We start from the raw sequence: 11,551 nt of genomic DNA on the forward strand, positions 1-11,551 counted from the left end.
GCGTTTACGCGCCGGAAAAACCAGTCCCGCAAAAACCCTCAGAAAACAGGCCGCTTCAGCTCTATCGGCTCGCCGCAGCCAGCGCAGTGGCAACCTCAGCATCACTGGCAGCCGGCAGGTCAACCGACTCCCGATCCCCTCACGCCAACAGGCGCTCTCCGCGTGCCATCAGCGTGGCTGATAGCACGGTTCACTGCCACAGCAAAACCGCCTCCGCCCCATCCCATCATCCTGTCACGCCTTCTCCGCAGACAAAAAGCGCCGAGTTATTACGCCTCAACGCCCCTTAACTTTCCCCACAAAATACTGTATAAAAATACAGTATCGGATGCACGCTATCCGTCCAACTGCGTCACATTTCCGCAGGCTGGCAGCAGATGGTCGTGTTGCTTATCACCGCGCTCCGTCGGGGGCAGCCGGGGTGGGTATGCGCAGAAGACTACCCAGTGCGTGACAAACGCAAGGAATACGAAGTCACTTAACTAGGTGATGCAAACGGGCTGATGCCAGCTTGGCGCGCACAGCCCAGCCACAACGAAGCTGGGTTCATCTTGATGCTCGCGCGCGAGCAGGGCAGCGCATTCTCTTTAAAACGAGCAGGTCTATGGCAGCAGTCATTCAGCTTGCGGCGCAGGCGCTGGCGCCCAATCTGCAACGCCAGATGTGGCAGGGCAACCAGGTTGCCAGTCCGTTGGCGCAGACGATTTCGAGCGGTCATCCAGCGCTCGACCGAGCGTTGCCCGGACAGGGCTGGCCTACCGGCAGTCTGACCGAGTTGTTGATCGAGCATGACGGCGTAGGCGAGATGCGCTTGCTGGTTTATGCGCTTCGCCAGCTCACGATGGAAGCGGAGCGGCATGTGGTGATGATTGCGCCGCCGTATCACCCGCACACGGCCGCGTTGAAAGCATGGGGAGTCGCTGTCGATCGGGTTTTTTGGGTGCGGGCGGCCGAGCCCCAAGCGTTTTGGGCCGCGGAGCAGGCACTGAAGCAGGGTGGGATAGGGGCGGTATTGATGTGGGCATCGAACGCACGGCCTGAAGCACTAAGGCGTCTGCAAGTCGCGGCTCAAGATTCCCGATCGCTGGCCTTTCTGATTCGTCCGGCGAATGTGGCGGCGCACTCTTCGGCTGCACCGTTGCGGATGATTTGTTCGCCGATTCTGCCGGATGGTGCGCAGGCGATGAAGCGCCGGCATTGGTTGCACAAGGTCGGATTGGCGATCGACATCATCAAGCGCCGTGGTCCGCCCCTCGCAGAACCGCTGCGGATCGAGCTCCCTGTGCAAGAAGCGATGTTGCCAGCGCGCACGGCACGTCCAGGGCGTCACGAACGAAAGGTCAATCATGTTGTGGATCGCTGTGACATTGCCTCTCTTATCGCTGGAGGCCGTGAAGCCGCCTCTGTCCGAGCAAAAGAGCACGAGCCAATCGAATCGGCGTGATGGCATCAGCGAGTCCGTATCTGGCGCCAGCGATATCCGGTGCTATGCCCTGGCCGATCACTCGCACATCCTGATGCCGGATACCCCTGCATACCAACTCGGCGTGCAGGTGGGGCAAACGCGTTCGTATGCGCTGGTGCTGGCCCCCGGGCTCCAGATGCTCACGCCAGATGTCGAGCGCGAGACGCAAGCATTCGAAGCGATGGCGCTGGCGCTGCTGGCGTATACGCCGAAGGTTTCGCTGGCTCACGCTCACACGCTGCTGCTCGAAGTGGGTTCAGGGTTGCGGCTCTTCGGCGGACTGCGCGCATTGCTGGCGAAGGTGGCGTCGACAGTCCGCGATTTCGGCTATACCGCACGCATGGCTTGTGCGCCGACCGCATGGGGCGCGTGGCTGCTCGCGCATGCCCGCGTGCGGCGGGAGGGGCGTCGCTGGCATGTCGTGAAGGAAGCGTCACTGCCGCGAGCACTCGACGCGCTGCCAGTTTCGTTGTTGCCTGCCGTAGCCGCATATGGCGATGCGTTCGAACAGATCGGCTGTACGACGCTGGCCGATCTGCGGCGCTTGCCTCGTGCCGGGGTCGTCAGACGTTTCGGCAGCGACGTTTTGGACTTGCTCGCGCAGGCTTACGGCGAAAAGCCAGACCTGCGCGAGTCGTTCCGGGCGCCGGCTTCGTTTCGGGCGCAGCTCGAGTTGCAGGCGCGTGTCGATAGCGCCGAAGCGCTGCTCTTTGCCGCTCGCAGGCTCGTGATGCAGTTGGCCGGATGGTTGAGCGCACATCACGCGGCGGTCAGCCGCTACACGCTGTTGCTCGAACATGAGTTGGCCGCTCGCCATGCGCCGCGTACCTCGAGCTTGACGGTGTCGTGGGCGGTGCCGTCGCGCGATCCCGATCATCTGATCTGGCTGCTGCGCGAGAAGCTGAACCAGACTGAGCTGATCGCGCCGGCCATCGAGCTGAAAATCGTCGCCGATCAGATCGGCGAACATGCGGCGCAATCGGACACGCTGTTTCCTATGCCGGATGCGGATCGAGATTCGGTCGCACGTCTCTTTGAACGGCTGAGTGCGCGTTTGGGTTCCGAAAATGTGATGCGGATTTCCATGCTGGACGATCATCGACCCGAGAGAGCGATGAGTGTCGAGGCATATCAAACCGGGCAGCCCGAGCGGACGTCACGGCAGACGAAGTCGAAGCGCTCGCCGCGGAATTCAAGGGCGAAGTCTGCGGCAAAGGAGAGGCCGGCATCTGCATCGGATGTCGCTGCAGGTGGCACCGTCGAGCCCAGCCACCCGGATGGCGCGGCGCAAACCGCGCTGCCGGACAACGCGTTGCCGCTTCGCGAACCTCCGCCAGCGCTTGTCTTATCCGATGAAGTCCCGCAGCCGCCGCGTCCCGTTTGGCTGCTCGACAAGCCGCTCAAATTGGTCATGCGCGAGCAGCGGCCGGTCTATCGACGTCCCCTGAAAATGCTGACCCGCACCGAGCGGATCGAGGCGGGGTGGTGGGATGGGCAGGGTGTCGAACGCGATTACTACATCGCAGCCGACGACGACGGGCGAATGTTCTGGGTGTTCCGAGAGCGCCTGTCGGGTCATTGGTTCTTGCAAGGTCTTTTCGGTTGAAGCGATGGCGCCCTCTGCTTTATCTCCTGCCACGCAGGCATCGGCACCGCCGCCTCAATTGCCGGGCTATGCCGAGCTGCACTGCCTGAGCAATTTCTCTTTCCTGCGCGGCGCTTCGCATCCGCGCGACCTCGTCGATCAGGCGATCCATCATGGCTATGCCGCACTCGCGATTACCGACGAGTGCTCGCTTGCTGGTGTCGTGCGCGCGCACGTCGCGGCGAAAGAGCATGAGGGCGCATTGCAGCTTTTGATCGGCAGCGAGCTTCGTCTGACCAGCGAAGACGGCGAGCCTTTTTGCACATTGGTTGTGCTCGCAACGAATCGGGAAGGCTATGGCAACCTATCCGAGCTGATTACACTCGCGCGCTCACGCGCGGAAAAAGGCAGCTACCGGCTTGCTCCGGAGGACTTTACCGATCCGCCATCGGAGCTCGCGCATTTGAAGCACTTGCCCGATTGCCTCTTGATGCTGGTGCCGCAGCGGGAAACTTCGCTGGCGCAGACGCTGCGTTGCGCGCACTGGCTCGCGGCCTTCGCCCAAGAGCGCTCATGGCTCGCGCTCGAGCTCTGGCAAAACGGCCGCGACGATGAACATACCGAAGCGCTGCGGATGATTTCGGATGAGAGCGGCTTGCCGCTCGTTGCCGCAGGCGGGGTGTTGATGCACGCGCGCTCGCGCAAGCCGCTTCAAGATACGTTGACCGCGATCCGTCTCGTGACGCCGCTTGCGGAGTGCGGCCACGCGCTCGAGCCGAATGCCGAGCGGCACATGCGCACTCGTGTGCGACTCGCATCGCTCTATCCGGCGGATACGCTCGAAGAGACGTTGCGTGTCGTGGCCCGCTGCACGTTCAGTCTCGACGAACTGCAGTATGAGTATCCGGAGGAGCTCGTGCCGCCCGGCGAGACGCCGACGAGCCATCTGCGCAAGCTCGTGATGACCGGTGCAATTGAACGCTGGCCCAAGGGGCTTTCTGTCGACGATATCGAACAGATCGAAAAAGAGCTCGCGTTGATTCACGAGCTTCGCTATGAAAAGTATTTCCTGACGGTGTACGACATCGTGCGCTTTGCGCGCGAGCGCCATATCCTGTGCCAGGGGCGCGGCTCGGCGGCCAATTCGGTCGTTTGCTATTGCCTGCGGATCACGGAGATCGATCCCGTGAGCATGGGGATGCTCGTCGAGCGATTCATCTCGCGAGCACGCGACGAGCCGCCCGATATCGACGTCGATTTCGAGCATCAGCGCCGAGAAGAGGTTATCCAATATATCTACGAAAAATACGGCCGGCGCCGAGCAGCGCTCACCGCTACGCTCATTACCTACCGCACGCGCAGCGCGTTGAAAGATGTCGGCAAGGCGCTCGGGCTCGAGGAAGCGCTGGTCGAGCGGATCGGCAAGTCGCAGCAATGGTGGGATGGTCCGGACGCGATCGCCAAGCATCTGGCCGACGCAGGTTTTGACGCGCAATCGCACATCACGCAGCACCTGATTCGCTTGACCCACGAGCTGCGCGGATTTCCGCGGCATTTGTCGCAGCATGTCGGCGGCTTCGTGATTGCGCGCGACAAGCTCTCTCGCCTCGTGCCGATCGAAAACGCGGCGATGCCGGGGCGCAGCGTGATCGAGTGGGACAAGGACGATATCGAGGCACTCAAGCTGCTGAAGGTCGACGTGCTTGCGCTCGGCATGCTGTCGGCGATTCGGCGCTCGCTCGAATTCGTCGCGCTGCGGCGCGGTTTCCCGAATTTCGGCGTCGAGCATATTCCACGCGAAGACCGGGCCGTCTATGAGATGTGCGGCCATGCCGATACGATCGGCGTGTTCCAGATCGAATCGCGCGCGCAGCAAAGCATGCTGCCGCGCATGAAGCCGAAAAAATACTATGACCTCGTGATCGAGGTGGCGATCGTGCGGCCCGGGCCGATTCAGGGCGGCATGGTGCATCCGTATTTGCGTCGCCGACAGGGGCTGGAGATCGTCGAATTTCCGAAAGAAGAGTTGCGGCCGGTGCTCGATCGCACGCTCGGTGTGCCGATCTTTCAGGAGCAGGTGATGCATCTCGCGATGGTTGCGGCGAAGTACACCGCCGAGAAGGCCGATCAATTGCGTCGCGCGATGGCTGCCTGGCGGCGTACCGGCAACCTCAAGCCTTACCAGGATGACTTGAAGCAAAAGATGCTGGCGCGTGGCTATGACGAGGCGTTTGCCGACCGGATCTGCAAACAGATCGAAGGTTTCGGCGATTACGGTTTTCCGGAGAGTCATGCGGCGAGCTTCGCGCTCCTCGTGTACCTCAGCGCATGGCTCAAGCGCTACGAACCGGCCGCGTTTCTCGCGGGTTTGCTGAACAGCCAGCCGCTTGGCTTTTATTCGCCGTCGCAGCTTGTGCAGGACGCGAAGCGCCACGGCGTGCCGGTGTTGCCGCCCGACGTCACATTAAGCGATTGGGAGTCTGTCTTGGAAAAGCCGCAGCGGCCTGGCGAGCGCATCTCGTGGAGCGAGACCGGCGGACGTTGCCAGGACGCCGGTCAGTATCGGCAGATGCTGCACGACGCGCCATTGCCCAAGCGAGCGGTGTCGAAGACGATCGGGCACGCCCTCAAGCGTCACCTCGCGCGCGTGAAGCAGCCGGCTGCGACCTATGGTGCGAAAGGTCCAGCGGTGCGTCTCGGCATGCATCTGATCAAGGGATTTTCGCAGGCCGCCGCCGAGCGGATCATGACCGCGCGCGGCGGCGCCCCGTTTACCGATATCGACGATCTCGCGCGGCGGGCCGCGCTGACGCGTCGCGAGCTCGAAGCGCTGGCGGCGGCGAACGCGCTCGTCAGTCTTGCCGGTCATCGACGGCAGGCGTGGTGGGCCGTCACTGCGCAGCATACGGTGCCGCAATTGCTGCGCGACGCGCCGATCGTCGAAGCGCCGATCACGTTGCCGCGTGCGGCCGAGGGGCGCGAAATCACCGACGACTATCGAAGCCTCGGGCTCACGCTGAATCGGCATCCGCTGGCGTTGTTGCGGCCGCGGCTCGCGAAGGAGCGCTTCAGGACCGCCGCGCAACTGGCGCATCTGAACCACGGCCGGCATGTGCATGCGTGCGGGATCGTCACGGTGCGGCAGCGGCCCGACACGGCGAATGGCACGATCTTCGTCTCAATCGAAGACGAAACCGGCACGATCAACGTGATCGTCTGGCCGGCGCTCGTCGAAACGCAGCGCAAGGCGCTGCTGGGTTCGGGCTTGCTCGCGGTCTATGGCGTCGTGCAGCGCGAGGGCGAGGTACTGCATCTCGTCGCCAAGCGGCTCGAGGATCGGACCGCGTTGCTCGGGCGGCTCGCCGTATCGAGCCGCGATTTTCACTGAGCGGAGCGCTTGCTCATCGGCTGGCGGGGCTCGCGCCGCTCACGGACGCCACGGAAAGGCGTCGAGCACTTGCCGGATCGCCTCGTCGAACGGCGTGCGGCGTCCAATGCCGAGCGCCTCCAGACGGGTCGAATCCAGGTGACAGTCGCGTGGGCGAGGTGTCGCGTCAACCGGCGTGTGTTGCGGCGTGAGTCGGGCGTCGAGTTGCAAGGCTTCAGCGAGCCGCGCGGCGATGTCGAACTTCGTCATCGGTTCGTCGCCGGACCACTGCGCGATGCCGCAGATCGCATCGCCTCGTGCATGGCGCTCGAGCATCTGCCGGATGACGGAAGCGACATCGGGCGTGAAGGTCGGATACCGCGTCGCCCATGCATCCATGACAGCCGCCTTCGCATCAGGCAAGGCCGAGGCGGCGATCGCGGGCACGAGGCTCGTGACTGCCGATTCCTGCCAATCGACGATCGGTCCGAACAAGAGCGGCAGACGCAACACGCAGCCAAGCTCCGTCGTCTCCAACAACGCGCGCTCGCCTTCCAGCTTGCTGCGGCCGTAAGCGTTGAGCGGCGCGGGCGGGTCGTCGCAACGGTAGGGCGGTTGCGTGCCGTCGAAGACGTAGTCGGTCGAAATCGACAGCACCCAGGCGCCGCGCCGGCGAGCGGCAGCCGCGACCGAGGTCACGGCGTCGACATTGAGCGCGCGGGCGAGCGCCGGATCGCGTTCGCAGACATCGGGCCGGCGTTCGGCCGCGGCGATGACGATGGCGTCGGGCGCGGTGCGCTCGATGAAGGCGTCGACTGCGGCCGCGTCGCGAATGTCGAGCTGGATTGAAGCGCCGTCGACACGCCGATGAGCGGTGCGGACGACGCCCCACTCGGAGCGATCCGCCAGCGCATTGGCGATCGCGCGGCCGAGCAAGCCCGAGGCGCCGAGCAGGGCGACCTTGAACATCGCGCTTCCTTAGACGCTGCCGGTTGCTTGATTTGCCACACCACCGACTGCGCCTTTAACGGTGTAGCCGGCTTCGTCGATGGCGGCTTGCAGCACGCTTGCGTTCTGGACCGATTCGACGGCGACCCGCCCTTGCGCCAAATCGACCTGTACGCGCGCCGTGGCGTCATGCGCCTGAATCGCTTTAGTCACAGCCGCGGCACAGTGTTGGCAGCTCATGCCTTCAACTTGGAATTCGATCATTGGGTTTCCTTTAGAGGTTGGAGGAGGGACTGACCTTCCCATTGTGGGAAGGTGTACGATCGATCAGCACATCTAGGAGCTGACCATGAATATTGGTGACGCGGCCCGCGCATCGGGCGTTACCGCCAAAATGATCCGGTACTACGAGAGCGTCGGGTTGCTTGCGCCCAAAGCGCGCACCGAGTCGGGCTATCGGGTTTACGGCGCCGATGAAATCCACACCCTGCGTTTTATTCGGCAAGCGCGGCGCCTCGGATTTCTCGTCGAGGACATTCGCAAGCTGCTCGCCTTGTGGCAAGACCGCACGAGAGCGAGCGCGGAAGTCAAAGCCATCGCGCTCGAACACGTCGCCGAACTCGAGCGGCGCATCGCCGAGCTGACCGACATGCGCGACACGCTCGCGCACCTCGCCCATCATTGCCACGGCGACGCGCGCCCGGATTGCCCGATTCTCGAACAATTGGCTCATGAGTTCGGCGCCGATGAGCCGGCGAAATGCCATTGAGTCTGGGAGACGCTTTTTCAGGACGAGAGGCATATAGGGTCGCATGAGTAAACGCCGTATGCACAGTTTTGGTGCTTTTAGCCGAGGCGAAATGCCGGGTAAAAGTGAGATCCGGTAATCTTCGTTACAAATCAACGGCCTCAATCGCGCGCTAAGCCGTGACATTCCAAAATGGAATGCACGCCATTCGTGCATTTCACTAGACGGTTGCACTCTCAGGGCTATAATTCGGGTTAACCCTTCTACGGGAAATCCCTGATGCCCAACCCGCCAGGGGTTCAATTCGATCCTTGGAGAACATCATGTTTGCGTACGTCCTCGAAAAGCTGAGCAACTGGTTTGAAACTGCTGAACGTCGCCGCCGTGAGGCTTATCTCGCGTCGTCGGCTGACATCGTCCAGCTCGAACAGCGTATTCGCTCGCTCGAAACCACCGGCTACTCGCTGTAATCGCGAAGCGCTGTTGCAGCGGGGCCGCGCTCCCCGCGTTGTTGTGGTGATGCCAAGCCCCGCAAAGCGGGGCTTTGTCGTTTCTGCAACACCACTGCGACTAGCCTAAAGCTTGCCACCACGGTAAGGTAAAGCGCTTTTTGCCCCTCAACGCGGCTGATAACGGATACGTCGACCCATGCGCTCATTTCCCTCGCTTCGCGTGCTGCCGGCTGCTTGTGCGGCTCTCTTGCTCGTATCGCTGCACGCGTCGGCCCAGTCGAACGGCAAGCCGCTCGTGCTCGACACGGAAAGCGGTATCAACGATGGGCAAAGCGGCCTCGTGCTGCAAACGGCACCGCTGTCGCGCCAGCCGATGGTCGCCGCCAAGCCCACTGCGACGCCTAGCGAGCTGCAACCAGACTCGTCGCAGCCGATCATCGTGGCGCCTTATATCAACCTGCCTGTGGGCGGAGCTTCGGCGCCGCGGCCCGTCTACCGTCCTCGGTCGAGTCAGAGCCAGTAAGGGCCCGATCGCAACTTAGTCGCCCCGGCTTTCGACTTTGAACTGCGCCGTTTCGTCTTGCCCGAGCTTGTCGACGAGGTAAGGCAGCGTTTCTTTCATCGTTGCGGCGAGCGTGTACGGCGGGTTCAGGATGAACATACCGCTTCCGTATAGGCCGAAACCATCCGTGGGCGGGCGGCTAACGGTCAGCGTCAAATGAAGCCAGTGGCTCGGCTGCAAGCGCTTCAGCTGCTCGGGAAAACGCTGCGATTCTTGCCGCGTGACCTGCGGATACCAGATCGCATAGGTGCCCGTCGCGAATCGCTTCAAGCTCTCCTCGATACACGTCAGCGTGCGCGCGTAGTCGCGTTTGTCCTCGAACGAAGGGTCGACCAATACCAACGCTCGGCGCGGCGGCGGCGGGAGCAAGGCTTTGATTCCATCGAAGCCATCCGCGCCGAAGAGCATGGCGCGGCGCCCCGCATCACGAAAGTTGTGGCGCAGGACATCGATTTCGGTTGAATGCAGCTCGAAAAGGCGCATGCGATCCTGATCGCGCATCAGCCGCCAGGCCAGGTACGGTGAACCCGGGTAATAGCGCAGTTCGCCGTCCGGATTCAACGCGCTGACTTCTTCGACGTATTCCGCCAGCGCCTCGGGCAAATCCTTCTGCTTCCAAAGTCTTCCGATGCCGGTATCGAACTCGGCGTTTTTCGTCGCATAGCCCTCTTTGAGCGAATAGACACCGGCGCCCGCATGCGTATCGATGTACCAATAGGCTTTGTCCTTCGTGCCGAGATAGCGCAACAACTGCACGACGACGGCGTGCTTGAGGACATCGGCGTGATTGCCTGCGTGGAAGGCGTGGCGATAGCTGAGCATGGCAAATGGAAAGCGAGAGGATGACTGCGGTCAAACGCGGCGAGCAAGCTATGGCGGCGCACCCGTGTTGCACGCGAAACTGCGAGGCGCAAGGCGCTCGCGGGCGGTCGCGTATTGTACGCGAGGCCCGCGCCGCTCTTCGCGCGGACTATTGGTAGGCGTCGCCGACAACCTCCTCGATCTTCAATTTGATTTCCGGCGTGATCTTGGCAGCCACGTCTTGCGCCTTCATGTTTTCGTGGATCTGCTCGATACGCGATGCGCCGGTGATCACCGTGCTGACGTTGGGGTTCTTCAGAATCCATGCAATCGCAAGCTGGCCGACGGTGCAGCCGAGCTCATCGGCGATTTGCCCGAGCTGACCGACGATGTTGTTCTTGCCCGCGTCCGTCAACTGCGTGCGCAACCAATCGTAGCCTTGCAATTGAGCGCGGCTGTCGGCCGGTGCCCCATTGCGGTATTTGCCGGTGAGGAGACCCGACGCGAGCGGGCTCCAGGTCGTGAGCCCCAAGCCGATGTCTTCGTAGAGCCGCTTATATTGCTGTTCCACTCGCTTGCGGCAGAAGAGGTTGTATTGCGGCTGCTCCATCACCGGCTTGTGTAGATGATGCCGCTCGGCGATTTCGTAGGCCGCGCGGATTTCATCGGCGCTCCATTCCGACGTACCCCAGTAGAGCGCCTTGCCGCGCGCGATCATGTCGCTCATCGCCCAGACCGTTTCTTCGATCGGCGTGTTCGGGTCGGGGCGGTGGCAGAACACAAGGTCTACATAGTCGAGCTGCAGGCGGTGCAGCGACGCGTCGATGGCGTTCAACAAGTATTTGCGGTTCAGCGTGTGGTACTGATTCGGCGCCTCATGCAGCCCCCAGTAGAACTTGGTCGACACCACATAGCTGATGCGCGGCCATGCGAGTTCTTTCAGCGCATGACCCATGATTTCCTCGGACTTGCCGCCTGCATAGACTTCCGCGTTATCGAAGAAATTCACGCCTGCATCGCGCGCTGCTGCGAGCGATTCGCGTGCGGCTCGCCGATCCACCTGATTGCCGTAAGTGACCCACGAACCGATTGAAAGCTCGCTGACTTGCAGGCCGGAACGTCCGAGTCGTCGATAGTTCATATGCTTCTCCTTCGAAGGGGGCGTGAGAATCAAACGCACAGCTTAATCCGAATCGATTTGGTGTGTGGGCGGCGGGGTCTTGTTTTGCGGGCTCGTTGATCGAGCAATTTGCGGAACAGGACCCTAACGCTTCATGCACAATACCGTGGTCGGTCGTGGCGGGGCAGTCGGCTGATCGGCATATGCCTTTCGGCCGAGTTGTCATGCATTTGTCGCCATGGTGTCATGTGCTCAATCCAGATGGAGGTTTTGAATGTCCACGAATCTGAACGGTAAGGTCGCTGTCGTCACGGGTGCAGCAAGCGGCATCGGCAAGGAAATCGCATTGGTGCTCTCGGCACAAGGCGCCGCGGTGGCGATCGCCGACTTGAACCTGGCCGGCGCTCAAGCCGTGGCCGACGAGATCAAGCAAAAGGGCGGCAAGGCAGTCGGCGTCGCGATGGACGTCACCAACGAAGAAGCGGTCAACCAAGGCATCGATA

At 62.2% G+C, this 11,551-nt stretch carries 12 protein-coding genes; 8 read left to right on the top strand and 4 right to left on the bottom strand.

Translation table 11 applies throughout. The features are described 5' to 3' along the window. From AAHK20_RS33240 to AAHK20_RS33255, 4 genes are all read left to right on the top strand, one after another. Positions 1–181, top strand: a 181-nt coding sequence (locus tag AAHK20_RS33240) for a hypothetical protein (protein WP_449185760.1), incomplete at its 5' end; no start/stop codon positions are given. Between the two features lie 423 nt (positions 182–604). Continuing rightward, the gene (gene imuA / locus AAHK20_RS33245) at positions 605–1,444 is read left to right on the top strand and encodes a translesion DNA synthesis-associated protein ImuA (protein ID WP_449185761.1); all 840 of its coding nucleotides are present in this window, start codon (positions 605–607) and stop codon (positions 1,442–1,444) included. Beyond that, positions 1,347–3,071, top strand: a complete 1,725-nt coding sequence (locus AAHK20_RS33250) for a Y-family DNA polymerase (protein ID WP_449185762.1) — start codon at positions 1,347–1,349, stop codon at positions 3,069–3,071. The genes imuA and AAHK20_RS33250 overlap by 98 nt, the downstream gene beginning before the upstream one ends. A gap of 4 nt (positions 3,072–3,075) precedes the next feature. Next, a complete protein-coding gene (locus AAHK20_RS33255) occupies positions 3,076–6,438 on the top strand; it encodes an error-prone DNA polymerase (RefSeq protein ID WP_449185763.1) in 3,363 nt (1,120 codons plus the stop codon). A 39-nt stretch (positions 6,439–6,477) separates the two neighbouring features. Here AAHK20_RS33255 and AAHK20_RS33260 read toward each other — a convergent pair whose 3' ends face one another. Beyond that, a complete protein-coding gene (locus tag AAHK20_RS33260) occupies positions 6,478–7,386 on the bottom strand; it encodes a dTDP-4-dehydrorhamnose reductase family protein (protein WP_449185764.1) in 909 nt (302 codons plus the stop codon). A gap of 9 nt (positions 7,387–7,395) precedes the next feature. Next, the gene (locus AAHK20_RS33265) at positions 7,396–7,629 is read right to left on the bottom strand and encodes a heavy-metal-associated domain-containing protein (RefSeq protein WP_449185765.1); all 234 of its coding nucleotides are present in this window, start codon (positions 7,627–7,629) and stop codon (positions 7,396–7,398) included. Positions 7,630–7,714: 85 nt separating this feature from the next. Here AAHK20_RS33265 and cueR point away from each other — a divergent pair, with 85 nt between their 5' ends. The 3 genes from cueR (at position 7,715) to AAHK20_RS33280 (ending at position 9,088) form a co-directional block, all read left to right on the top strand. After that, entirely contained in the window at positions 7,715–8,134 is a 420-nt protein-coding gene (cueR, locus tag AAHK20_RS33270) for a Cu(I)-responsive transcriptional regulator (protein WP_449185766.1), read from the top strand. Positions 8,135–8,436: 302 nt separating this feature from the next. Further along, a complete protein-coding gene (locus tag AAHK20_RS33275; protein WP_449185767.1) occupies positions 8,437–8,583 on the top strand; it encodes a DUF3563 family protein in 147 nt (48 codons plus the stop codon). A 178-nt stretch (positions 8,584–8,761) separates the two neighbouring features. Next, positions 8,762–9,088: a hypothetical protein gene (locus AAHK20_RS33280; RefSeq protein ID WP_449185768.1), complete on the top strand. Its 327-nt coding sequence runs from the start codon at positions 8,762–8,764 to the stop codon at positions 9,086–9,088. A gap of 15 nt (positions 9,089–9,103) precedes the next feature. On the opposite strand, the gene AAHK20_RS33285 is transcribed toward AAHK20_RS33280, so the two are convergent. Further along, entirely contained in the window at positions 9,104–9,949 is an 846-nt protein-coding gene (locus tag AAHK20_RS33285; protein ID WP_449185769.1) for a 23S rRNA (adenine(2030)-N(6))-methyltransferase RlmJ, read from the bottom strand. Between the two features lie 148 nt (positions 9,950–10,097). Continuing rightward, complete coding sequence (locus tag AAHK20_RS33290; protein ID WP_449185770.1) at positions 10,098–11,069, bottom strand: potassium channel beta subunit family protein; 972 nt, start codon at positions 11,067–11,069, stop codon at positions 10,098–10,100. A gap of 253 nt (positions 11,070–11,322) precedes the next feature. Here AAHK20_RS33290 and AAHK20_RS33295 point away from each other — a divergent pair. Continuing rightward, on the top strand, positions 11,323–11,551 hold a 229-nt coding region (locus tag AAHK20_RS33295; RefSeq protein WP_449185771.1), incomplete at its 3' end, for an SDR family NAD(P)-dependent oxidoreductase.

It is taken from the genome of Trinickia camelliae (assembly GCF_053525655.1).

Bases quoted from the DNA above. Each gene is read 5' to 3' on its own strand.
- imuA (WP_449185761.1), top strand. From the start codon at position 605: ATGGCAGCAGTCATTCAGCTTGCGGCGCAGGCGCTGGCGCCCAATCTG.
- AAHK20_RS33250 (WP_449185762.1), top strand. From the start codon at position 1,347: ATGTTGTGGATCGCTGTGACATTGCCTCTCTTATCGCTGGAGGCCGTG.
- AAHK20_RS33255 (WP_449185763.1), top strand. From the start codon at position 3,076: ATGGCGCCCTCTGCTTTATCTCCTGCCACGCAGGCATCGGCACCGCCG.
- AAHK20_RS33260 (WP_449185764.1), bottom strand. From the start codon at position 7,386: ATGTTCAAGGTCGCCCTGCTCGGCGCCTCGGGCTTGCTCGGCCGCGCG.
- AAHK20_RS33265 (WP_449185765.1), bottom strand. From the start codon at position 7,629: ATGATCGAATTCCAAGTTGAAGGCATGAGCTGCCAACACTGTGCCGCG.
- cueR (WP_449185766.1), top strand. From the start codon at position 7,715: ATGAATATTGGTGACGCGGCCCGCGCATCGGGCGTTACCGCCAAAATG.
- AAHK20_RS33275 (WP_449185767.1), top strand. From the start codon at position 8,437: ATGTTTGCGTACGTCCTCGAAAAGCTGAGCAACTGGTTTGAAACTGCT.
- AAHK20_RS33280 (WP_449185768.1), top strand. From the start codon at position 8,762: ATGCGCTCATTTCCCTCGCTTCGCGTGCTGCCGGCTGCTTGTGCGGCT.
- AAHK20_RS33285 (WP_449185769.1), bottom strand. From the start codon at position 9,949: ATGCTCAGCTATCGCCACGCCTTCCACGCAGGCAATCACGCCGATGTC.
- AAHK20_RS33290 (WP_449185770.1), bottom strand. From the start codon at position 11,069: ATGAACTATCGACGACTCGGACGTTCCGGCCTGCAAGTCAGCGAGCTT.